The 23835-nt window shown below is 39.4% G+C and carries 26 protein-coding genes and 2 pseudogenes; 5 read left to right on the top strand and 23 right to left on the bottom strand.

Going from position 1 to position 23835, the window contains the following annotated elements; genetic code table 11:
- Window positions 1–2 precede the first annotated feature (2 nt).
- The 12 genes from DWX29_RS09625 to DWX29_RS09570 all read right to left on the bottom strand — a co-directional run bounded on the left by DWX29_RS09625 (window position 3) and on the right by DWX29_RS09570 (window position 14000).
- The gene (locus tag DWX29_RS09625) at window positions 3–875 is read right to left on the bottom strand and encodes a VirB6/TrbL-like conjugal transfer protein, CD1112 family (RefSeq protein WP_055055578.1); all 873 of its coding nucleotides are present in this window, start codon (window positions 873–875) and stop codon (window positions 3–5) included.
- A 19-nt stretch (window positions 876–894) separates the two neighbouring features.
- Window positions 895–1110, bottom strand: coding sequence for a Maff2 family mobile element protein (locus DWX29_RS09620; protein WP_005334815.1), 216 nt, complete (start codon window positions 1108–1110; stop codon window positions 895–897).
- A 250-nt stretch (window positions 1111–1360) separates the two neighbouring features.
- Window positions 1361–1813, bottom strand: coding sequence for a helix-turn-helix transcriptional regulator (locus tag DWX29_RS09610; RefSeq protein WP_118177960.1), 453 nt, complete (start codon window positions 1811–1813; stop codon window positions 1361–1363).
- Between the two features lie 103 nt (window positions 1814–1916).
- Window positions 1917–3731: a VirD4-like conjugal transfer protein, CD1115 family gene (locus tag DWX29_RS09605; RefSeq protein ID WP_118085141.1), complete on the bottom strand. Its 1815-nt coding sequence runs from the start codon at window positions 3729–3731 to the stop codon at window positions 1917–1919.
- The gene (locus DWX29_RS09600) at window positions 3728–4291 is read right to left on the bottom strand and encodes a PcfB family protein (protein WP_114100248.1); all 564 of its coding nucleotides are present in this window, start codon (window positions 4289–4291) and stop codon (window positions 3728–3730) included. The genes DWX29_RS09605 and DWX29_RS09600 overlap by 4 nt, the downstream gene beginning before the upstream one ends.
- Entirely contained in the window at window positions 4292–4570 is a 279-nt protein-coding gene (locus DWX29_RS09595; RefSeq protein ID WP_005423569.1) for a hypothetical protein, read from the bottom strand. It abuts the gene before it with no gap.
- Window positions 4560–4703, bottom strand: a complete 144-nt coding sequence (locus DWX29_RS12820) for a hypothetical protein (RefSeq protein ID WP_164492145.1) — start codon at window positions 4701–4703, stop codon at window positions 4560–4562. The genes DWX29_RS09595 and DWX29_RS12820 overlap by 11 nt, the downstream gene beginning before the upstream one ends.
- Before the next feature lie 68 nt (window positions 4704–4771).
- On the bottom strand, window positions 4772–9880 hold the full coding sequence (locus tag DWX29_RS09590) for a SpaA isopeptide-forming pilin-related protein (RefSeq protein WP_347497673.1): 5109 nt from the start codon (window positions 9878–9880) through the stop codon (window positions 4772–4774).
- A gap of 625 nt (window positions 9881–10505) precedes the next feature.
- Window positions 10506–11126 (bottom strand): sigma-70 family RNA polymerase sigma factor, encoded by a 621-nt coding sequence (locus DWX29_RS09585; protein ID WP_233420481.1) that lies wholly within the window; start codon window positions 11124–11126, stop codon window positions 10506–10508.
- 658 nt (window positions 11127–11784) lie between these two features.
- Complete coding sequence (locus DWX29_RS09580; protein ID WP_005334838.1) at window positions 11785–12012, bottom strand: hypothetical protein; 228 nt, start codon at window positions 12010–12012, stop codon at window positions 11785–11787.
- 234 nt (window positions 12013–12246) lie between these two features.
- Window positions 12247–12600, bottom strand: coding sequence for a hypothetical protein (locus DWX29_RS09575; RefSeq protein WP_118565749.1), 354 nt, complete (start codon window positions 12598–12600; stop codon window positions 12247–12249).
- A 77-nt stretch (window positions 12601–12677) separates the two neighbouring features.
- Entirely contained in the window at window positions 12678–14000 is a 1323-nt protein-coding gene (locus DWX29_RS09570) for a DNA repair protein (RefSeq protein WP_005334844.1), read from the bottom strand.
- 253 nt (window positions 14001–14253) lie between these two features.
- Here DWX29_RS09570 and DWX29_RS09565 point away from each other — a divergent pair, with 253 nt between their 5' ends.
- The 3 genes from DWX29_RS09565 (at window position 14254) to DWX29_RS09555 (ending at window position 15999) form a co-directional block, all read left to right on the top strand.
- Window positions 14254–14673 (top strand): helix-turn-helix transcriptional regulator, encoded by a 420-nt coding sequence (locus DWX29_RS09565; RefSeq protein ID WP_033126080.1) that lies wholly within the window; start codon window positions 14254–14256, stop codon window positions 14671–14673.
- 166 nt (window positions 14674–14839) lie between these two features.
- The gene (locus DWX29_RS09560) at window positions 14840–15280 is read left to right on the top strand and encodes an ImmA/IrrE family metallo-endopeptidase (RefSeq protein WP_055283368.1); all 441 of its coding nucleotides are present in this window, start codon (window positions 14840–14842) and stop codon (window positions 15278–15280) included.
- A gap of 65 nt (window positions 15281–15345) precedes the next feature.
- Window positions 15346–15999, top strand: coding sequence for a CpXC domain-containing protein (locus DWX29_RS09555; RefSeq protein ID WP_055057021.1), 654 nt, complete (start codon window positions 15346–15348; stop codon window positions 15997–15999).
- A gap of 102 nt (window positions 16000–16101) precedes the next feature.
- Here DWX29_RS09555 and DWX29_RS09550 read toward each other — a convergent pair whose 3' ends face one another.
- Window positions 16102–16311, bottom strand: coding sequence for a DUF6219 family protein (locus DWX29_RS09550; RefSeq protein ID WP_118565748.1), 210 nt, complete (start codon window positions 16309–16311; stop codon window positions 16102–16104).
- Between the two features lie 45 nt (window positions 16312–16356).
- Here DWX29_RS09550 and DWX29_RS09545 point away from each other — a divergent pair, with 45 nt between their 5' ends.
- A complete protein-coding gene (locus DWX29_RS09545; RefSeq protein ID WP_081019506.1) occupies window positions 16357–16650 on the top strand; it encodes a penicillin-binding transpeptidase domain-containing protein in 294 nt (97 codons plus the stop codon).
- A pseudogene (locus DWX29_RS13145) lies at window positions 16647–16703 on the top strand (hypothetical protein); the annotation flags it as partial. The gene DWX29_RS09545 and the pseudogene DWX29_RS13145, both read left to right, overlap by 4 nt.
- Before the next feature lie 73 nt (window positions 16704–16776).
- Here the strand turns inward: DWX29_RS13145 and DWX29_RS09540 are convergent.
- The 10 genes and pseudogenes from DWX29_RS09540 to DWX29_RS09495 form a co-directional block, all read right to left on the bottom strand.
- Window positions 16777–17652: an ABC transporter ATP-binding protein gene (locus DWX29_RS09540; RefSeq protein WP_118565747.1), complete on the bottom strand. Its 876-nt coding sequence runs from the start codon at window positions 17650–17652 to the stop codon at window positions 16777–16779.
- Between the two features lie 4 nt (window positions 17653–17656).
- Complete coding sequence (locus DWX29_RS09535; RefSeq protein WP_118565746.1) at window positions 17657–18316, bottom strand: hypothetical protein; 660 nt, start codon at window positions 18314–18316, stop codon at window positions 17657–17659.
- On the bottom strand, window positions 18317–19381 hold the full coding sequence (locus DWX29_RS09530; RefSeq protein WP_040015615.1) for an ABC transporter permease subunit: 1065 nt from the start codon (window positions 19379–19381) through the stop codon (window positions 18317–18319).
- An 82-nt stretch (window positions 19382–19463) separates the two neighbouring features.
- On the bottom strand, window positions 19464–20645 hold the full coding sequence (locus tag DWX29_RS09525; RefSeq protein WP_005334857.1) for a HAMP domain-containing sensor histidine kinase: 1182 nt from the start codon (window positions 20643–20645) through the stop codon (window positions 19464–19466).
- Window positions 20633–21307, bottom strand: coding sequence for a response regulator transcription factor (locus DWX29_RS09520; protein WP_005334858.1), 675 nt, complete (start codon window positions 21305–21307; stop codon window positions 20633–20635). The genes DWX29_RS09525 and DWX29_RS09520 overlap by 13 nt, the downstream gene beginning before the upstream one ends.
- A gap of 176 nt (window positions 21308–21483) precedes the next feature.
- Window positions 21484–21636: a TnpV protein gene (locus DWX29_RS09515; protein ID WP_330371201.1), complete on the bottom strand. Its 153-nt coding sequence runs from the start codon at window positions 21634–21636 to the stop codon at window positions 21484–21486.
- A gap of 105 nt (window positions 21637–21741) precedes the next feature.
- Window positions 21742–22278 (bottom strand): GNAT family N-acetyltransferase, encoded by a 537-nt coding sequence (locus DWX29_RS09510; RefSeq protein ID WP_117528505.1) that lies wholly within the window; start codon window positions 22276–22278, stop codon window positions 21742–21744.
- Window positions 22247–22783 (bottom strand): dihydrofolate reductase, encoded by a 537-nt coding sequence (locus tag DWX29_RS09505; RefSeq protein WP_117528506.1) that lies wholly within the window; start codon window positions 22781–22783, stop codon window positions 22247–22249. Before DWX29_RS09505 ends, DWX29_RS09510 begins: the two co-directional genes overlap by 32 nt.
- A gap of 38 nt (window positions 22784–22821) precedes the next feature.
- Window positions 22822–23352, bottom strand: a complete 531-nt coding sequence (locus DWX29_RS09500) for a GNAT family N-acetyltransferase (RefSeq protein WP_117528507.1) — start codon at window positions 23350–23352, stop codon at window positions 22822–22824.
- Window positions 23353–23382: 30 nt separating this feature from the next.
- A pseudogene (locus DWX29_RS09495) lies at window positions 23383–23775 on the bottom strand (pyridoxamine 5'-phosphate oxidase family protein).
- Window positions 23776–23835 lie beyond the last annotated feature (60 nt).

The following is a 23835-nucleotide window of genomic DNA, read 5'->3' as shown; positions in this document are numbered from 1 at the left end:
ATTTAGTGCGCGTTAAATATCGACTTACTTAAGGATGCCGTCTTAAAGAGGCTGTAACATAAGATCACCGTGTAAGCCATAACGCCAAATAATGAAGAACTCAGATTATCTGAATACTGGATACCTGCAACAAGCACTGCATAGATTGCAACGCATACCATCATCAGAAATGCCTGGAAAGCCAGGGCAAAGAGTCCTCTGAAATAATTCGTGCCGATCTGTCCCCATTCTCTGTTACTCATAGTTGCGAATGGAATCGGCGCAACTGAGGTATATAGGTAAATCTCTATCATACGTCCATACATGATCACTGTGATCAGTACAGACAGGATCTTCATACAGAAGCCGACGATAAGGGTTTCCAGCGCCAATACAACAAGTTCTCCGATTTCCATACTTTCCAGTGTTGTGGAAAGATCCGTCAATGCCGAAGAAATATCAATGGCGGTACTTCCTGTGATAACACCGGCCGCAGAATTAACTACGTGCTGACCCACATCGAATACCGCCATTGTGATCGTAAATGTGTTACTCACCAGATACACAGCGATCCACATTTTTACGAAGTACTTGAAAAACATCCAGGTATCAATATCATGCATGTTGTTACGCTCGGTCAGCATAGAAATCAATTCGTAGCAGAGTACGAGTGTGATAATAATACCTGCGATCGGCATGATCACGGAATCCGATAGGTTCCGGATCATACTGAATATGCTGCCGTTCCACCCTTGCGGGGTCTGTCCAACCTGGGTAGCGATCTCACCGGTCTTTTGATTGACATCAGTAAACATCGTGTCCAGGTTGGAAGTGATCATCCCGGTTAAGAGTTCCCTCATCCATTCCTCAATCGCATCAAAAATCTGACTGAACATGGATCTCTACTCCTTTCTCTTAACCAAATAATCCACTCAGAAGCGGGATTAGCTGTGTTCCGATCAGGATAACACCACCACCGCTCATCAACTGCTTAATTCCCTGGGATTTTGCACCCGGGTTGTCGTTTCCATAACCTTCCATCAGGTTGATTACGCCCCAGACACCAAGACCGGCACCGATTGCAACGACCAGTGTCTGAAGGATATTGATTGCACTGCTAAAAAAAGCCATAATCAAATGTATGAACAAACGCTTTTTCTTATGGTCTGTAAGCGTTTGGCTCTACTCCTTTCCCTTTTATTCAGACCTTTTTTTACCTGTTTTATTTGCAAGGCGATCTTATCTTTATCTTCACTTTTTTCTCCTTTCTTCCTACTTTTAGATTTCTTTCTTGAAAAAACATAAAAAAAATAGAGCATATAGATGGATTTTTCTACATGCTCTAACGCTTTTTGTTCTTTTTACAAATACTTGAAATTTTTTACTTCCTATCCAATTTTTTTGCCAGCACAAAATTAAACAAAAATGCTACTGTCACTATTAAAATACATATTATCGTAATCCACGCTGGTACTTTCATATCAAATTGAACTCTTAGCAACAAAGAAATTACTAAAAATATACCTCCTATAATCTCTATAAAATCTAGGATCCTTTTTTGCATCATCTGAATTTTTTCCCTTTCTTTTACCCTATCAAACTTCCATATTCCATATTTTGATTGAATATCTGTGATATCTTCATCAGATATAAGTTCATCCAAAGTGACTCCAAGCTCCATTGCTAACTTTTTTGCTGTAATTAGATCTGGACATCTTGAACCGTTCTCCCATCGGCATACAGTTTGTCGTGATACGTACAGTTTATCGGCAAGTTGTTGTTGTGTATATTTTTTTTCTTCTCTGATTTTTTTAATGTTATCATTTAAAGCCATACTTCTTACCTCTCTTTCATTCATATCATATAATGATACCATTAAAAAAGAAAGAACCAGCATGGTTTTCCTATGTTTCCACTTTGGTAACATAGAAATTTTCTTAATTAATGATTTCAATTTGTCTTATTTCATCCTCTGTTACATCAATCCGAAACATCTCAAACTCTGTATCTTTTGAAAATGTCAGATTATGATTCAGATATTTTTCAACATCAAAAGCATTTTTCTTATCATAATCGGCAAGTTCCTTGTACCGTTTATGCTTTGTGATGTCATATTTGTTGCTTAAAAACGGCCGGACTCCTCGAAGCTGTAAGATACATTTTTCTCCATCCATGACCGCCAGCTCATCTCTACTCATCAGTTCTTTTCCAGTCTTTTGATAGTTCAGCCCATAGGACCGGTTGCTGCCTCTAGTGTCTGATGTGTTGTAAAGATCTATGGTTTCCTTTCCCAGGGTTTCTGATATTTCCTTCAGTGTGGAACTTTCCTTTCCACCCAGGAAAAGAACGGTGTCACAGTTACCCGTGATCGTCTCAGCCGCATCCTTATAGATTGTTTTCAGCTGAGATTGTGACTGCAAAATGATAGAAGCGGAGATTTCCCTGCTTCGGATCGTAGCAATCAATTTGTCGAATTTTGGGATCTGTCCGATATTGCTGAACTCATCAAGAAGCAGTCGTACATGATAGGGAAGCCTGCCTCCATGCTCATCATCCGCTTTATCACAAAGCAGGTTAAAGAGCTGGGTGTACATGATTGCTACCACAAAGTTGAATGTGTCATCTGTATCACTGATGATGACAAACATAGCTGTTCTCTGATCACCGATCATATCCAGTTCCATCTCGTCATAGGACATGATTTCTCTTAGTTCCTGAATATCAAATGGTGCAAGTCTGGCACCACAGGAAATCAAAATCGATTTTGCAGTTTTGCCGGCAGCAAGCTTGTACTTGCGATATTGCCTTACTGCAAAGTGTTCTGGATTTTCTGCTTCCAGCTCTTCAAACAATTCATCCACTGCATTTTTAAATTCTTCATCATCCTCCCTGGTCTCACTGGCATTGATAAATTCCAACAGAGTAGAAAAGTTCTGTTCTTCCTCTGGTGCCTCATACCAGATGTATCCGATCAGTGCAGAATACAAAAGACGTTCGGCCTTCACCCAGAAATCTTCCGTTGATTTTTCGCCTTCACCCTTGGTATTTGCGATAATGGTATTGACCAGCTTCAAGATGTCTTTTTCACTCCGGATATAATGGAACGGATTGTAATGCATGGACTTTTTAAAGTTGATCGTATTTAATACCTTGATCCGGTATCCTCCATTTACCAACATCTTCCCGCATTCGACGATGATAGTACCCTTCGGATCAGTGACCACATAGGATACGTGATCCGTCATCTGCATAAGGTTGGGCTTCACATAGAATCTTGTCTTTCCGGATCCGGAACCACCGATGACGATCACATTCTTATTTCGGGCATACTTTGGTGCTTTTGGTCTGCTGTTCATGGTCAGACGTTCCGTTTCTGTGAGGATGACATTGTTTTCAAAAACCGGATCCATGAAGGGTTCGATATCTTTTCTATTTCCCCATCTTGCAGATCCATACTCCACACCCTGCCGGAACTTCTTTGCATTTTTAGAACGATAGTAGACCACCAGCTTTAATGTACTTGCAACCAGAACACCTACTGTAAGATCCTGCAAAGCGACACTTGGCAGCCAGCTTAAAAATGCCAGTCGGAAATTGACTAACATCACGCCAAGTCTCTGGACCATGCTTTCTCCCAGGCAATGCCGGTACAGCCAGGAGCCTTTATCTGCTACATAGAAGATAAAGAAATATGGGAGATTTAAGATCACCAGCCGTTTGACCTGGATCTTCTGTAATTTTTCCCTAATCATCGTTCCTGACCTCTGGATTTTTGTCTCTGCTTCACACGCTGGCGGTGCTTTGCTTTTCTTTCTACAGATTTCTGCAGTTTCTTTCTGACAGATGGTTTCTTCACCTGTTTCTTTTTCAGTTCTACTCCGGCATATTCCCGGAAAGCCGCTGTCATCACATCCACGTCTTTTGCCTTAAAGAAGACCAGATATTTCGGTGGATCAGCACCAACTTCTTTCTTCAAGCTGTAATCAATGCCGTATTTTCTTGCCACACGGTCAAAGGATTTGATATTTTCATCTGTGATCTTTAAGTTGGAAAGCTGTACTCCCTGTGCATTCAGCTGCTTGATGGTCTGCTTTCCATGCGGCTTTTTCTTTTCAATCTTTTTTCGGGCTTTTTCCCTTCCTTTCTCCTGAGCCCGTCCGGTCTTTTCTGCCATTTTCACCTGCGTTGCTTTCTGTTTCCTGCGGTTGTCCATTTCCAGGAACTTCCGAAGGGCTGCTTTTAGCACACTGGCAGTGATCTTGACTCCCTGGATGCTCAGGCTGATCACTTTCTGATTTACTTCTTCCTGCAATTACCCACGTCCTTTCTTTCCTTTCATCTCAGAATAAAGACGGGCAATACAATATCCGATGCATGGAACATGTTTTCCATACGGACAGCCACCACATGGTGTTGTTTTTACTGCTTTTTTCTTTTCCGGAAGCAGATAGTGGCACTGTTTCAAGCTACAGCCTTTCTTTTTGCCTCCCCACCAGTAACAGTACTTGCAGGACCATGGCTTTTCTTCGCTGTACTTTCTTCCCTCAATAGCTGCATTTGGTTCTATGATCAGATCTTTATTAGTCTTCATTCTGTTCTTCCTCTTTTCTCATGATTTCTGTCAGTTTTTTCTCTGCCTGACTTCCGGCAGCAATGAGACAATACAAAACTGTAAATATTGCCGCTGCTCCCAGAAGAGCAACAAAAATAATGATATTTCTCATGGTTTCTCCCATCTAAAAAAGCGTCCACAGATTCCTTTCGGTTTCCATGAACGCTCATTCTTATTTAATTAGTGTTTCTTTTTTCTCATAAATGCAAGGGCTCCTGTACCAGTCGCACCAATGCCGAGAAGCATAAACCACAGCCACAGATTGGTGTTATCCCCAGTCTTTGGTGAATCACTGACAGGTTTTCCACCTTCCGGTGTCTTTTCTGCCGGTTTTTCCTCATCCACCATGGTTACATGCTGTACTACACTGGTATCCTTTACTTCGAATTCCACATCTTTTGCAACCAGATAGCCATCCGGTGCTGTTTCTTCACGGAGAGTGTATTTTCCGATCGGAAGCATTTCGATGTAATGTGCTTTCTCTGTACTGGTCCAGCTTTCCACAACTTTTCCATCCTGATCAAGGATTGTGAGTTTCGCTCCCGGAAGTTCTTTTCCGGCGATATCCTGTTTGGAGATTTTCACCTTCGTTACATCATCCTTCATCTCAACTTTCTGCACATCGGCAGTATCTTTGATCGTGAACTTCACGCTTTCAGCTGTCACGTAACCATCAGCAGGTTTTGTTTCAACCAGTGTGTATTCTTTTCCGACAGTCAGCTCACGGATCACATGTGCTTCTTTACCGGAAGTCCATTCATCCACGATATTTCCATCAGCATCTACCACTTTCAGCTTACATCCTGGAAGTTCTTTTCCGGTTGTCAGACTGGATTTGGTAAATTCTACAATGGTTGGCTGATTCTCAAAGGTAAAATCATAGGTTACAGTCGGCTGATCCTCACCTGCATACTCAAACGTAAATTCTTTTCCTTCATCGTTGGTTACGAATCCGTCTGGTGCATAGAGCTCTTTTACATAATAAGTTGCTCCTATTGGAAGATCTGCAACAAATGTGATCTTTCCTTCTTCATCTGTAGATTTCAGCTCAATGATCTCATCGGCTTCGATCAGGACTTTACCAGTTGTCTCAGACTTAATGTCATCTTTGGCAAATAATCCAAAGATAGCACCTTCCAGTGTACGGTCAGAATCTTTTTCTTTCTTAAGTACACTGACTTCTACTCTCTGACGGTTGTTCTGCCAGTCTTTGTCATAGACTACAACCGGTGTATTCTGATCCACGTAAGTCAGATCTACATGACGGATCTCACCATCCAGCACATGACCGTAAGCAGTTCCTGTTTCCTTCACGTAGTATTTCCCAAGTGGAAGATTTTCCAGTTTTGCAATACCGGTTTCATCTGTCTTGATCGTTGCAATCAGTTCATCCTTTTTATAATAATCGTCACTGACGCCATCGGCAGCCTTAATGTCTTCCTCAGCATAGACTTCAAACGTAACATCTGTCAGCTTTCCGGTTACATAGTTGAAAATGTGTTCCACCACACCTTTGACCTTATCGGCCAGTGTAACAGAATCCAGGAATTCTCCTTTTTTGTTGATGATCAGTTCACCAACCGGTACCTCGTCCTTCATTTCCACTTTCTGAACCTCTCCGGTATCTTTGACTGTGAATGTCACATCATTGGCTACCAGATAGCCATGTGGTGCAAACTCTTCATGTAGGGTATAAGTCTCACCCACTTTCAGATATTTGATCACATGCGGTGCATCTTTGGAAGATCTCCAGCTATCTACTACATTTCCATCTTTATCCGTTACTTTCAGATAAGCTCCATCCAGTTCTACACCGGTTGTTGCATCTGATTTTGTGATCTCAACAGTTGTTGGCTGGTTCTTCTTTACGGATTTTAATGTTACTGTCTGTACATCCTGCCCCTGATAAGAAGCATCAAATCTCAGTACTTCATCCGAAGATACGAATCCATCTGGTGCTTTCAGTTCTTTTACATAATAGCTTCCAAGTGGAAGATCCAGTGTACATGCTGCCTGACCTTTTTCATCAGAAGTCATTTCCTGTAAAAGAGTATCTGCTTTGACGATCACTTTTCCATCTTTCGTCTGAATGTCTTTTGCATTGTAAATACCGAACACTGCTCCGGCTACTGTATTGCCTGTCTCAGCATCCTGTTTTTCGACCGTAATCGACACTTTCTGTCGTTCATCTGTGACAGAGATTTCTTTCTCGATCACTGCAGTATCCTGATCCGCATAAGCAAATTCGACATTTTCCGGCACAGTATTTAACACATAAGTGTCCGGTGCATTCTTCTCTTTAACATAGTACCTGCCAAGTGGAAGATTCTTTACGGTTGCATAACCATCTGCATCCGTTGTGACGGTTGCTACCAGTGCATCCTTTGCAAAATACAGAGTTCTCTGTCCATCTGCACCTACCTGATGATCGGCAGTATAAATATCCTCTGCCGCATAGACTTCAAATTCAGCACCTGCAAGTCCAGCCATTTCAAACTGGAATTCCTTATCAAATCCCTTTAACACTTCACCCTGTTTATAGATCTTTAACTGACCTTTGACCGGGGCATTGGTATATTCCACATCAATGACTGCATCTCCTGTGACAGGATCGGTCAGATAAGCAGTATCTGTATCAACTGCAACTGTCACATAGTTTTTGGATATTGTGTACCCATCGGGTGCCGTCACTTCCTCAATCCTGTAGTTACCAGGTTTCAGATTCTTTGGCAGTACCAGGTATCCTTCTTCATTTGTGAAATAAGATTTGTGTACCGTTGGCTTTGGATAGGATGTTGTCTGTTCCACATATTTCTGATTATCCAGGTCATATACCTTGAATTCAGTATTCGCCAGGAGTACAGATTTCTGTGTTTCTGCATCCTTTTTGATGATCTTTAATTTTGCTTTGAATTCCTTATCCAGAAGCACTCGCCATGTCTGTGGTGTATCCGGATGATTCTCTGTGATCTTCACTACAAAATCATCGACCGGTGCATAGTTGTGTTTGCTTGTGGTTTCTCTTACCACATAAGTTCCATATGGAAGCGGAATCGATCTTGCATATCCTTTTTCATCGGTAAACATTTCTGCCTGGCCATCTGCAGTCAGTACAACTGGTCTGGCTGAGTCAAAATCGTAACTTCCATCTGCTTTTACTTTCAGATCACTGACAAGCCATGCTGAAAAACCAACTCCCTGCAGAAGATCTGCATCGGTCTTTCCGTTGTTTGCTGCCTTGATGATCTGAAATGGCTGTTTGATGACAGTTTCTTTACATACAGAAGTTCTTTCTACTGTCGGAACAGTAGCACCTTCGTAAGTACAGTCCACCTCATGTTCTGTCGGATCCAGTACGTATCCCACCGGAGCACTAAGCTCTTTCAGATAATACTTTCCAAGATAGAGATCCGATACAGAAGCTTCGCCATTCTTATCCGTTGTCAGGGATGTGATCAGGCTGTCTTTCTTATGGATCGTTCCGGTTCTTCCATCCGGATGAACAATATCTTCCCTTGCATAAAGGCCATATACTGCACCTTCCAGCGTTGCATCACCCTGTGCTGCATTCCCTGTCTCAGCATCCTGTTTTGCAATGTTGATCTTTGCATTTACACGTTTGTCTGTTACATTTTTGGTCGTTGTCTTTCCGATAGCAAGAGTCACATTATAAGACTTTGTATCGATCTGATACCCTGTTGGAACAGAGATTTCTTTCAGATAAACAACTTCCTGTGTTTTCTCCATTGTGAGCTGTGAAGCACCATTCTGATCAGTTGCAGGCATCTCTGCAATCAGCTTTGTACATGCAGCATCGGAATAGATCCCGTACACTGCACCAGCCAGTGCATTTCCTGTATCCTGATCTTTCTTTACAATGGATACTTTGCATTCTTTTGTCCAGGTTACTTTAAAATCCACATATTTCTCATTTCCGACACCTTCACCGAAAACAAGAGCCAGGTCCTGTGTCCCAGATCCTGTTGTGATCTTATAGGCTGAATATTCCTTATCAATACTTCCTTTCATCTTAGAAGAGAAAGTAGCACTGACATTTTCTGCCTGATTAAGTGGTGCTGTCAGATAGAACTTTGTACCACCGGAAATCTCCACATTAGCCCCTGCAGCACTTGTTTTTCCGGTTGTCACATTTACAAGTTTTACACCTTTCGGCAGCTTGAAAGTAACCGTCTGCAGTTTATCCGCTTTGAATGTTATCACACTTGTTCGCTGGCTGTTTCCTTCCACATAAGCCTTTACATTAGATTCGGAAAAGCTCATATCTACAGACGGAATGTCCGGCATATTTACACAATAATTGTAAAGCTCCATTGCCAGGTTCTTTCCTGTTGCATTAGTTCCGGATGCCCAGTCACTGGATCCATTTGCATAAGCTGCTGCAAGATGGGTAATGATGAATCTCTTTCCTGCCGGAAAATCCGGATGTTTCTCATCGAAGAAACCATTCTCATCACTTGCTTTTGTTCCGTAATAGCAGACCTTTGCAAGTGTCTTTCCATCGGCAAGTTTCTGGATCGTATAAGTTCCATTTCCCGGTCCTTTTTTCGATGGTTCAACACAGTATGCTGTCGCATTGATGCTTCCCCATTTCACATAATATGGACAAGTCAGATAAGAACCTAATCCATAGTCTGCGTAATAGTACCAGGAGCCGGCTGTAACTGTGACTGATTTTGTTCCTGTTTCACCGGAAGCAAGCATCATTGGCATATCAAAAGTAATACTTTCGCCTGCTTCAAGATCTGCAAGAGCAATTTCCTGGTCAACAGCTTCCTGCATAACCTCTGAGAGTGTGATCCCTGTTTCCGGATCAACGGTCTCCTGATCCTCCGTTGCTTCGATTTCTGCATCAAATTCTTTTTCTGTCAGTTCTGTTTTGCTCTCCGTGTCAGCAGCATCAGTTTCCTCTGTAGACGAGTCAGCCTCCGAATCCTCTGTTTCTGTCTTATCGGAAGAACCAGCATCCTGATCAGAAGAACTTTCTGACTGCGAATCTTTCTGTTGATCCGCTTCTTTTACCACGATCTTTCGATTGATCTGGTAGGTTGGGTGATCCGTTGTCTGTGGTTCTACATAATAGACTGCCTTATAGGAATTGGCATAATCGGTAGAAAAATCATTCCCGTCCGTATCTTTTGCTTCCTGAAATATAACTTTTACTTTGCTGTCATCCTGGATCGTAAGACCGGTATAATCACTCTTTACATCGAAATTGTCTCCAACCTTGATCTCATAATCCTTTGCAGTTACCACTTCATCTTCATCCAACTGATCCTTGATCTCCTCATAATACGGAATCTTTTTTACAGATCCGGCATCATCAGAAGCATAGGCAACAGCGGGAGAGAGTACCGTCGATAGAACCGTTACTGCAGTCAGTAAACCGGACATCACCCTGCGTGCTTTCTTTTTCACGTTCATTCTCTTAAATCCTTCCTTTCTGATTTTTTTGTGTATGGTTATCTGTTAGTTTCTGCATATTATCTTTTATACGAAGATGATCGCCTCCTTTCCTGAAATTTGCGCTATTTGGGACAGTCAGCACAAGCTGAGATAACAGCACAAATATATGGCGGTACCTGTTTGTCACAAATACCGCCACATGATTTCTACTGTCATCCTCTTTTTAGATTCAGACATTTTATTTTGATTTAAGATTTAAGCGTTTTCCTGTTTTCTTTCCCGGATCCGTTCCTATATCAGTTTCCATCTCTGATACGTTTTCTTCTGGCAGACACGCAGCTTTTCGCTCTATGCATGTTCAAACCAAATATCACTCCGGGCAGGCTATTCATTTTTCAAGGTACATGAAGGTGTTCTATGCAAACCCTTCATATAACGAAACGCTCAGAGCCTGTTTTACAGTGGTCTAATTCAATTTTTTGAAATTTTTTTAAAATTCTTCGTTTTCCGCCTTTTTTTTCATCGTTTTTAATGCCCTGTTCAGGAGGTCATTTACACTCTGCTGTTTGATTCCCAGATAATCTGCAACATCCTGCTGACGCATTTCCTCGAAATAAACCAGATTGAGTACCATCTTTTGCCTCTCTGTCAATTCCTTGATCAGCGCATGCAGAATTTCTCTGTCGATAACATCGTCAACAAAATCTTTTGAAGATCCTCTCATAATCTCCGCATCATCTGTAACATCGCTGTTAGAAAATACACCATGATTGGTGCTGATTTTGCTCTGGCTGTATGCCATACGGTCTTCAGCCTCTATCAGCAGACGGATATACCAGTTTTCATTATCAAAGAACTCTTTATTGAATTCCTTGTTATCGCCAGTTACACTCACATATTCATAGTCATCACAACTATGAAGTGGAAATACGGTTGATTGATTTCCTGCTGTATAAAGTACATATCCGTGATCATAAACAGAGATTGTTGTATCTGCATTGATCATTTCCTTTACTACAACTTTGTGTTCCTTCAAGGATTTCACGCTTGGGATTCTCTTCTCCACATCAGCAACTTTCACGATTTTTTTCAGTTCTTTTAATGTCAACATAAAGACCACCTTTCTGCCTTTCGGCTCCGGGTGGTCCATTCCATCTTTTATAAAATTCCTGCACAGACATAAAGAACTGCAGCACAAGAGGTCACGAACTCACCCGTTTTTTTTGGACGGGAGTCCGCGACTCCTTTGTAACGCATGTATCTGCGTTTAGATTAAGTTTGCCAGATTGCCTGGCTTATTCAGTTGCTATGTGCATCTTCTGATTCATTCTCTGTTTGCTCTTTGCGAAACATGGAATAATCGCCCATAGCATCGTAAGGACAATGCCTTACAAATTCCTGGTATTCGATTTCAGTCATCTTTACTTCCTCCTTTGCGCCATATTATCAAAATCTCTCTCTGCAATTATTTTTGCAGAAGAGAATTCAACCTCTATATAACGAAACGCTGAGAGCCTGTTTTACAGTGGGGTACGACAAAAAATTTAAAAATTTTTTGAAATACATCAAAAAAGCCCGACAAAACAAATACTTCAACAATCTCCAAAACCAGAAAATACTTCTGATCTTGCAGTGTATCCGTAAATGTTTTGCCGGGCTCTTAGTGATTCCAGTCAGGTTCAGCTCCTTGACAAACTCTTGCTGTCTGGTGCGTTCTTGATGGTTCCTGCCAAATTCAACGCTTACTACAGACAGCTCATTCTATTCTGTTATGATCCCTGATTCATCATCTTTCGGGAATACGTCCGCATCCTGGACTTTAATTGTTCATCTCGTATATGGATCGGACGAACCGACACCATATCATCCTTTACAAATATTTCCAATGTACTGCGACATTTTTTGCACTCCACTTCTGAATCGCTTTGTGCGCTCTTTTCAATAAATGCTCCACATACAGAGCAGTGTACATGCCATTTAATAGCACCTGATCCCATATAGGCTTCCTCCTTTAAGCAATAAGATATTTCTCCATTTATTACTCAACGGACCAAAGGGAAATCAAATCCGCCTTATGAGCATCATGCCATCCATTCCGTAAGTGCCAAAGCTGCACGAACAGCACGATTTTTATTCTGATCAGATCTGCTTTGTCGATCTGTGCATCTTTTTTTATCCTTCCACCAGCTACCACACACTCTTTCCGGTATAAAAAATTCCGCTGTGATTAATTAACATGATATTTCAATAGTTTCAAATACATCACCAGTCAGATCACAGATGTCCTGGATCTGGATCTCGGTATCATCAATCCGTAAGTGGACTGATGGATCAAAAAATTCTACGGTTCCAGATAATGTATGGTACTGACCAACGGATGGATTCTTCCATGACTTTTGAAAATAAGTTGCCTGTATCTTCATTCCATATACCAGGATCCTTAATTTCATATCCAGCTCATTTTTCTTTTCCTCAGATAAATCTCTTTTTGGTTCGTAAATGATTTCCTGTTGCCGGATCGTTTCATCCAGTCCACGAAGTGCCGCAAATGGAGCAAACTGTTTTGCCCTGCGTCCTACATCCATGGGATGTCTCCTGGAAACCGGTCTTGGTAAATATAAATACGGTTGATATGCACTTGCCAGCACTATTCGCACCTCCTCTAAGCACGGTGTCCTCCAACCTGTTCATTGCGTTCTCTATAGGTGGAACACTCCAGCAGATTGGATCCACGCATGATCGCATTCTTTCCATAACGCTGCTTTACATTCAATACTGCTTCCTGTAAATGCCGTTCTTTATCAGTCTGTTTGGGATCATCAAACAGGCTGTACTGCACATAACTTTCAGGAGCAACCCTGTTCGCACACACCTCGATTCTTCGGATTCCGGTATATCTGTCTGCAATCCTGAGATATAAATCTTCCACTGCATCTATGATCTTTTTGGAACTGTTACTTTCTCTTTCGAGTTTTACGGTTCCTTTGGATGCCTCATGCTCATACCTGTGGTCATAGGCGATCCATAAGGTGAGAGAGCTTGTTACCAGTCCTTTTTCAAACAGATCCAGGACCAGATTATCTGTCATTTCCCTTACGATCACAAGTGCTTCGTCAAAAGAATAATTTCGCATCAGCACCTGACCATTTGAAAGGCTGTGTTCCTCCGAATGATAGTTCTTGATGTCACTCATCCGGCACGTTTCATATCCCCATGCATGATCGATCAACAGCTCTGCATCAATCCCAAACATCTTATACAGCCAGTCTTCGGATCTTAAAGAAGCCATTGCGATATCGCCCATCGTATGGATCCCGTAACCAGCCAGTTTCTTTTCAGTCCGGGATCCAATCCTCCAGAAGTCACTTAATGGTTTATGATCCCATAGCTGCTCTCTGTAAGAGAATTCATCCAGGATTCCAATATGGTCATCCACATGCTTTGCTACGATATCCATTGCGATCTTAGCAAGATACAGATTGGTTCCCACACCTGCAGTTGCAGTGATGCCAGTTTCCTCCATGACTGCCTGCATAAGCTTTATCGCCATTTCTTTTGCAGTGAGATGATAAAGCTGCAGATAGTTTGTCACATCAATAAAACACTCATCAACACTGTACACATGGATATCTTCTTTTGAGACATACCGCAGATAGATTCCATAGATCTTTGCGGAATAATCCATGTACAACTGCATCCTCGGCATGGCTGTAATGTACTTCACACAATCCGGTATCTCATGGATCCGGCACCGGTTCTTGATGCCAAGAGACTTCATAGCCGGAGTGATTGCCAGGCAGATTGTTGACTTTGATCTGGTCGGATCTGCAACCACCAGGTTTGTTTTAAATGGATTCAGCCCACGTTCTACGCATTCTACAGAAGCATAAAAGGACTTCAGATCAATACAGATAATAGAAGTCTGATCCTGACTCACATTGCCACCTCCCATACGTCTTTCCTCTTTTTGTAACATGTATCCCATTTTGACTATCAATGATTGTCTATCCTTCCTGTTTTCATTGAATTACAGGAAATTCATTTCACATATCCATTGACAAAAGAGGAAATATTGTGTATCTTATAGGAAAGATGTTTCCCTTATCTGTGATTCACATTATAGGAGATATATTTCCCTTTGTCAAGATTAATTTTTATTTTTTAGGAGACACATTTCCCGTTTTGCCTTGAAGCGGCTAATGAAACTTATAAGACAAGGCTTAGAAAGAGGTATGTTTATGACATTCGGTGAAAAAGTAAGATCATTAAGAAAAGAAAAAAAGATGAGTCAGCAGGAACTGGCCAGTATGGTTGGTGTTTCATATAGGACCATTCGATCCTGGGAAGTAGAAGGACGTTTTCCAAAACAAAATGTTCTGTATCAGAAACTGGCAGATGCATTACAGTGTGACGTTTCTTATCTCATGAGTGAGAATGAAGCTTTTATCACAGAAGCATCCGAACAGTTTGGTAACCGTGGTGCCAGACAGGCTCAGCAGATTCTGGAACAGGCTGCAGCTATGTTTGCCGGTGGATCACTGACAGACGAAGATAAAATAGCTTTTATGGATGAGATCCAGAGCCTTTATCTGGATTCCAAAAGACGTGCAAAGAAATTTACACCGAAAAAATATCTGAAAAACCAAGAGGAAAAATAATAGAAGGCGGGATTATTGTACACCTAATCTGTTACCTTATAGTTACAAGGATATTTCTGCCCTTTTATTTTTTACTTTTGAGGTGATTTATTTGAGAAACACTTACATATATACAGAAACAAAGAAATTAATCAAGAAATATGGAACCCGAGATCCATTTGAGATCATGGATCAGATGAACATTGTTGTCGGGGAAACTTCCAGATATAAGACACTGAAAGGATATTGTTTTATGAGCTGCAAGACGATCTATGTCATGATCAGCAGTTTCCTTTCAGAAGAAGAAAAGATGATCGTTGCCGCCCATGAATTAGGGCATATCATCCTGCATCGTTCCCAGCTGAAAATGGCTCCGATGCAAGATGATACACTCTACAATATGACGGATAATACAGAATACCAGGCCAATCTGTTTGCTGCCGATCTGCTGATTGAAGATGAGAAAATCGAAGATATGGTTCAGAACGAGGACCTGGATTATTTCGGACTCTGCAGTTCATTGAATGCGACTCCGGAACTAATGAGCTTTAAATTATACAGCCTGACAAAACGAGGCCAGGCTTATCATATGCCGATGGAGATTCAGAGTAATTTCCTGGCAAAATAATAAAGGATAAGCGCATTCTACAATAAGAAAACTATAGATTTATCTCACTGAAAGGAGGAACATTTATGTCAAGACATCATATTGAAAAAGTAACTTGTCCTTCCTGCCATCATGAGGGGGATTTTGAGCTCTGGGACAGTATTAATACTGCACTGGATCCTGAAATGAAAGAGAAGGTACTTAATAAATCTATTTTCCTTTATACTTGCCCGAGCTGTGGAGAGACCTTTCGTTTAAACTATCCTACACTCTATCACCAGATGGAAGATCTTATCATGATTTATCTGGTTTCTGAATCAGAAGTAGAAAAGACATATGAAATGTTTTATGGTGAAAATGCTTTGTTTGATTTTCGTACTGAAAAATATTTATCCCGAATCGTAACGTCACCAAATCAGCTCGTTGAAAAGATACAGATTTTTGATGCAGGTAAAGATGACAGGATAATGGAACTTGTTAAATTACTTGCGACAGATTCTCTTCTCGAAAATAATCCTGATGAAGAATTTGATGAACTGCGCTTTGCTGTCGACGATGACGGAACAAATATTCTTGTAATCATTAATAAGGGTGAGACCACTGGTGCAGTTGACATTGACGATATGTATGAATTTGCTTCTTCACACTGCACTGATTTCAAAGATCTCCGAGATGATGAGGATATTGTTATCAATCGGGAGTGGATTCTTAACAAACTTGCTGAAGCAGAAAACGAATAGTATATTTGGTGGCTACACCCCCAAGCCCCTGTAGAATAAATAACGCCAGTACTGGATATCAAAAATCCCGCACCGGCGTTATTTATTAAAATATTTTGTTTTTTAATCTTCAATACTCTCTACTGAAACTTCTTTTTTCTTCCTACTTTTACCAGAAATCATCTTGTGTCCTGTATAAATAGCCATAATCATGCAAAGCAAAGAACTTGCTGCAAAGTACTTATGGCCTTCTTTTGATTCCTTATAACCTGTATAAAAAGTTCCAAGCATTGTAATCAGTGCACCGATAGACCAATATTTATGTGCTTTCATTCAGATACCTCCTGCCGTTTTTCTTAATCATATACCTTTTAAAATATATATACAAACTGGTATTTTGAATCAATCGACAAGCAGCTCGGAGCTTCCACTATAAATTCATACCTTCAGCAAATAGGATATGGCAATGAAAATATATCCGGAGATTTCTCTTCCTACTGGATGCAGTCATCCTTAAAGATTTCACCAGTAGAACAAGTTGAACTTTTGAAAAATTTATATCGAAACAACTTCAACTTTACTCCTGCTAATATTCATGCCGTCAAAAATTCCATCCATCTTACCGCCTCTGAAAATGGAGAATTTATGGAAAAACCGGAACCGGACGAGTGAACGGGCAGGATATAAATGGCTGGTTTATAGGTTTTATAGAAAGCCAAAATAATACATACTTTTTCTCCACAAATATTCAAAGCGAACAACGTGCAACTGGTAGTAAAGCATCAGATGGTGCTTTATCTACTCGTATTGATTCGTCACATAAATATAAGCATCTTCCAACGTTGCAGGAATTGACATACACTCCAATTCTGGCTGTATTTCAGAAATCACTCTTAACTGCAATCCCCCCTCAACATACTGTTTTGATGTAATACGATACTTCTGTTCCACTTCTCTTGCTTTTCTCTCATCAGGTACTTTGCAAATCCAGATTTTCCCCTGTGCTTCTTCTGTCAAATTCTTCATAGAACCCGCATACAGAAATCGACCTTTATGCATAATTGCAAGCTGATTGCAGGTGGCAGCTAAGTCTTCTACCACATGAGTTGAAAACAAAACCGTTCTGTTTTCAGAAAAATCTACTAACAAATTGCGGATGCGAATACGTTCCTCCGGATCTAAACCGGTAGTTGGCTCATCCACAATTAAAAATTCCGGTTCATTTAAAAGCGCCTGCACCAATCCTACCCGTCGCTTCATACCGCCTGACAACTGTTTCATTTTCTTTTTCCGGTGTTCTGCAAGACTGGTCTTTTTCAAATAATATTCTATTCGTTTCTTACACTCTGCTTTTGGAACACCTGCCAAATCACCCATATACTCTAAACACTCCTGAACAGTCAAATTAGGATAAAGTTCAATTTCCTGTGGCAGATACCCTATTTTTCTCTGAATTTTTTCATAGTTTCCTTCACTATATAAAATCCCGTCCAATGTGACCGTTCCGTTTGTAGGTTTAAGTACAGTAGTTAAAACCCTCATCAAAGTTGTCTTTCCTGCTCCGTTTTCTCCCAATAATCCGAAAATTCCATTCGGTATATTTAAATTCGCATGATTGATTGCTGTCACACCATTTTTAAATCTTACTGTTAAATCCTCAATATGAATACTCATAAACTTACCCTCTCTTTCTAACTATTTTCGGCAATACTACCAATAAAATCAATCCAATACCAATACACAAGGCTTTCCCTTGTAGCCATGTAACATCAGCAGTATTTTCTATGTCTCTGAAAGCATAGGAAAACAGATTCCATGCCCCAAAAAATTTATCTCCTCCCGTGGAATTTGTTGCTACCCATATCAAAAGACAACTTCCAATCCCCATCCACATATTGCGAAAAAGCATAGACAATGTATTGACCAATATTCCCCAAAAGAAAATGGTTACTACAATCGCTAAAAAATAGGCAATAAACTGAAGTATTTCACTTTCTGTTGCCGGATGTGTGACCGGTTTTTGAAACACAAAAAACAATCCGTAACCTAAAACAGCAAGCAGTAATAAAAAAACTTCCTGTATCATTATTCGCTGCATGATGGAGCAAATTCTCTTTCTTATTGGATACAGCCTATGGATTTCTGATCTCTTGCTTGTAATTTCCTGCACATAAGTGTCCGCACAAAAAACAGCAGTCAATATAGCAAAAGGTGCCTCAATGGAAAGTCCTATTTCATTTGTGAATACAACCCCACGTATCAAGCTTAAAATCACAACAAAAGATACTGCATAAGCAATCTTATAAAACGGCAGAACAATCTTCATTTCCTTCTTCATTTACATCCGCCTCCTCTTCCAAATCTGTATTGAAATCAGAATAATCACTACAGATGCTAAAATAAGTAGACTCTGATTTAAAAATGCCATTGGTGGCGGTGTCGTATCGAAAAGCTGATCAGGGAATCGAACCATAATCGCAAAAGGTCTTCCCCAATATCCATAAACTCCTTCCGCATTTCTTCCGCCCATATTGGAATATACCATGTAAAGAATCAGAAGTGGCACTCCCGGAAGTGGATTTTTAAATAGGAGTGAAATCAATGTATATACACTTACAATCATCAGCATATTGGGAAGTATATAAAGTACAGTAGAAACTATAAAATCCCAGAACCGCACTTCAAACCCACTGTCTTTTGTATAAATAACACACAATGCCCAAAATAATAGATTTATAATAGTCAGAGCAATCAAACAAATTGCAAATCCTGCGCTTACTTTTCCCAATACATACTTTCCGGCAGTGATCGGTTTCGTGTGAAGCAATTCATAAGTATGCTTTTTCGTATCCTGTAAAAACAGAACCGCTAACATAATTGTTGCAAAAAAACACATAAACAACCCTGCAAAATCAGCAAATTTTCTTGAGTAATAAAAAGAAAACGTCTTATTTTTCATTTTTTCGTTCAGATATGCGTTGATTTCTTCTGATGTTCCTTTGTAATAGGCACTATCTTCGTACATATATCTTGCACTATACCAATCATATTTTTCCTCCAGATATACGAATGCTTCTTCTAACTCCATATCAACAAGTTCGCTCATTACGGATTGTGCCTCTAAATCAGACATTTCTAATTCATCAATTAGTGCTTGTTTTATCTGTCCACTCCATATTTCTCGATGTTTTTCAGGATTCGCAGGAATATATCCTTCATAAACATCTCCTAAGCGAACTGTATCAGGATAATCATTGACAATTTTCTCTCCTTGCCCTAAATAGTGTGTCATTAAATATGGACTTGTCGTATTAAACACACCATAAATCACAAGCAGAATACCTACCCAAAATAACGGTCGCTTTAGATAATTCTTAATCTCTCTTTTAAAAATAGCAATCATACGTTTGTCTCCTTTCCTTGTTATAGACATCATAAAATATAAATCACAACAAAAAGACAACAGTATAAAAAAATCGGACTGCTTATGCAATCCGATGAAATACTGCTGTTATTACAGCTCCACTCTGTTTTTCGTTTTCTATAAGTAACTGTCCGCCATGCTTTTCACAATACAATCTGCTGATATACATACCCATTCCTGAATGTTTCAAACTATCTTTCACATTTTGCTGATAAAAAAGCTCTGTTGCCTTTTGTTTGTCTACTGTAAATCCCACTCCATCATCCTTTACTCTGATTTGTAATTCAGAATAAGTAAGGAGAACTTCCATTTCCACTTTTGTTTTGGCATAACGAAAGGCATTTGACAAAAGATTTTCTATAACCTCTAAAATCACTTCCTTATCTCCCGAAAATTTTTCTGCTGTTTCCGAACATTCTAAATCGTATTGCTTTCCAAATTTTTTCTCAAACACATTCATCTCTGCACGTATGTCTGTTTCTAACTGCTTACTTGTAATTTTTTCTGCCACCAACTCCCTTGCATCTAAACTGCTCATCTTTCGCATTGTTTCCACAAATATATCCATACGTTCAATCTGTTTTTTGCTTTCATTTACCATATCTAGGGCTTGCTCCATATTTATCTCTTTCTTAGGGAGATATTCTGAAAGCATTTCCTGATACCCCTCCAGCACAGATAGTGGAGAACGTATATCATGTGCAATCGCTGTTCGCAAAGCCTTTTCTTCCTCAATCATTTTCCATAATTGATGGTTATTTTCTGCAAGCTGCTCCTTCATCCGTTCAAATTCTCTGCACAATCTTCCCATTTCATCTTTATTTTCATAGGTAATATGAAAATCCAAATTATTTCGACCAACTTGTTGTGATGCCAGTTCTAATTCTTCAATGGGATTTTTCAATTTATGCTTATAAAAAAGAAACACTGCTATGATATTGCCTACCACAGACACGATAAGTACTGTAAACGTCTGAAGGAAATCGCATATCTCTGATACATGATAATCAAATTTTTTCATTTCATAAGAATTCGGTCTCGGAACATCTGTCAAATACTTTCTACCTTCACCTTCTGCCATTTCAAAATACTTTTCTTGATCTACATATTTCCACCAAATGTCATCTTGTATAGTGGCTGCCATTCGCATAATCAATGCTGAAAGATAAAAACTAACTATCAAACTAACAATCATATACAAAACTATAGTTTTTCTCAACGAAAGATTTCTTATTTTGTCCATTTATATCCCATCCCCCATATCGTTTCAATATATTCATGCTCCGTATATTGATTGATTTTTTTACGAATTCTACGAATTAACTCTGTCACCACTCGGCTATCTCCTTCTGCATCGTATCCACTAATCTTTTCATAAATACGTTCCTTATCAAACACCATTTCAGGGTTCATGGATAAAAGTTCTATAATCTCATATTCTAATTTAGTAAGCCCTAAAGCATTTCCTTTAATATGTACGCATTTACTGGCATAGTCAATTACTAATTCCCCATAAAACCGTTGTTCTGTTTTTCTATGTAAACGTTCCTCACGTTTCAAATGGGCAATAATTCTGGCATCTAATTCTTTCAAACTGAATGGTTTTAAAACATAATCATCGCCACCAGACAACAATCCCATTACTCGATCCTGTTCTTCTACTTTTGCAGTCAAAAAAATAATCGGACAGGAAACCATATCTCTGATTCTTCTGCACACTTCAATTCCGTCCATTCCCGGCATATTTACATCCAATAAAATAATATCGGGATTTACACTTATCTTTTCCATTGCTTCTATGCCATTTTCTGCAATAATCACTGTATAATTCTTCAATGTAAAGTATTGATTCAACATTTTTAGCAATTCTCTATCATCATCAACCATTAAAATTTTATAGTTCATAAATTCCACCTCTGGCTATAATGCTATCTTTTCTTTATAGTATATCTTATAAAAAACAACAAATAAACAACAATTCCTAAAAGGCAACAGCCTTTCTAAACTGCCGCCTTTTCTCCTTCATTTTATTTCCATTATTGATAAACCATCTCTGTATCCACAATCTCCCTTGCACACGATTACATATTGTTCATTCTCGCTACCCATTCCATCTGATTTTCTGCCTTTAACTGTTCCGTGATCCCCTGTGCCTGTTTCATCTGCTCTACAATTCTTTCAAACCTTAAATACTTATAGTCGTCTGTATCCAAACAAACAAGCCGAAGTCGCACAACAACTTGAAAATCTTATCAACGGAACAACAGTCCCAGATACTATTATAAAAAAGGAAAAAGAGCTCCTTCGAGCTCTTTTGATTCAGTTCTGTAAACTTGAATTTACCGAATGACCTTTTCAAACTGGAATATTCCGTCCGGGAACTGCTCGTCCAGTTCTTCGGAGCACATTTCCGGATCATTCGGATCTTGGTGATATTTATTAAAAAACTCTACAATGTGGAAGCCGCAGCGATTGACATAAAAATGAATGTTGCGCTGCTCAAAATACGGAGTGACCGTTTCCCACACCTTCACTTCCGGGTACAGTTTTTCAACAGCACACCAAGCAGCATATCCGATACCTTTGCTATGGACAGCCGGAGAAACAAAAAGAAGATCAAGGTCACCTTTTTCGCCGTCAACTTTGATCACTATGCCGCCGACTTTTTGACCGTCCAGTACGATACGGTAGGCTTCTCCGCCGTCAATGGACTGCTCAATCGTATCCCGTGATATGATTTGATCCTCTTCCTCAAAGTGGTCATCTCTAAGTCCAAATTCTTCCATCGCACCATAATTAAAGGCTTCCTGATTATCCAAAATAAACTGTTCTCTATCGCTACATTCAAGAGGAAACAGCTGTACAATAGTATTCATATCTTTGCTCCTTAAAATTACGATTTTTTACTGCTACTTTTCGTCTATAAATCTTTCTTGTAAACTGTTCATTGTCCTCAGACATTTCTTCAATTGTTATATCAAAATCATTCTCATCAAATTCTGGGAAAAAAACATCCCCTTGCTCTATATTTATATTAATTTCAGTAATGTACATTACATCCACTAATGGTATAGCTTCTTTATATACTCCATAACCACCGGCTATATATACATCCTTTCCTTTCGCTAACTCGATAGCCTCTTTTACACTAGATGCTGTATGAATATTTCTTCCAACATATTTTTTACTTTTTGAAATAACTATAGTTTCTCTATTTGGGAGTGGATGACCGATTTCATCATATGAATTCCGTCCCATTACCACAACATTTCCTGTTGTAAGTTCCTTGAACTGTTTTTGCTCGCCCTTAATTTTCCATGGGATTTTTCCATTTTTCCCAATACAATTATTTTTTGAACGAGCTACTATTAAACCTATCATATGATACTCCCTCCTACAGATTCCATTCTCTTTGTCAATCATTCTACACTTCGAACCTTATCCAAATCAATCCAGTATCTTTGTTCCACAACACCATCAACCACGACTTCGTTTTCTAGTATTCCTCCATTGTTTTCAATGCTTTTAGCCGAACCAATATTTCCTTTATCACAAACCATCAGAACTTTATTTATTCCTAGCTTTCTACATTCTTTCAAAGCCAACGATATCATTTTTGTTGCAATCCCTTTTCTTCTCTCTGATGGGCGAACACCATCTCCTATGTGTCCACCATTTAATAACAATGCTTCGTTTAAATAATGTCTAATGTTTACAGCACCTACAACAATGTTTCGTTCTTCATCTAAGCAAAAAAATGTAGAATCAGGAACTAATCCCTCACTTGTGTCTCTTACTTCCAGATTGTTACAATAGTAATCAAAATCACTGTAATCTAAACGACCAATTACATATGGAATAATTTCTTCACCAGAATTATTCCACTCATCTAACATATCTACAATTTGATTACGATATTTATTTGTTGCTTTTACTAACTTAAGTTTCACAATAATACCTCCAGCACTAATCCTTTGTTATTAGAATTTAACTTCCTGTGGTTCATGTGTAAATGAACTAAATGTAGCTGTGGCATTTTTGAAATAGAATACTTCTGTATTACCATCATCTGCTGAGTACATATTCTGTAAAGATGGGTATGCATCAAGCATAGACTGTCTTGCTTCTCTTCTGTCATCTTCTACAAGTTCTCCAGCCACACGGAGCCACTCTCCATCCTTAAATGCACAGATTTCTACCTTTGGGTTTGCGTGAATCTGCTTTGAAACATCCTTGGTTTTACCTGTCTGAATATACAATTTACCTTCAAAAATATGGGCTGTTCCAAAAGGTCTAACTCTTGGCTGATCTCCTTCTACTGTTGCCAAATAATATGTTTCTGCTTCCTTTTAAAATTTTACTACCTGTTCCATTATGTAATCCTCCTATCTCAATTTTTATTTTGATAGGTTCATTATATCACTATTTTCCCT

The sequence above is a fragment of the Eubacterium sp. AF19-12LB genome (assembly GCF_003479125.1).
In the GTDB taxonomy this organism is placed as follows: Bacteria; Bacillota; Clostridia; order Lachnospirales; family Lachnospiraceae; genus Eubacterium_U; species Eubacterium_U album.
The sequence above is the reverse complement of the archived record's forward strand: the minus strand, read 5'-3'. Positions and strand labels throughout refer to the sequence as shown.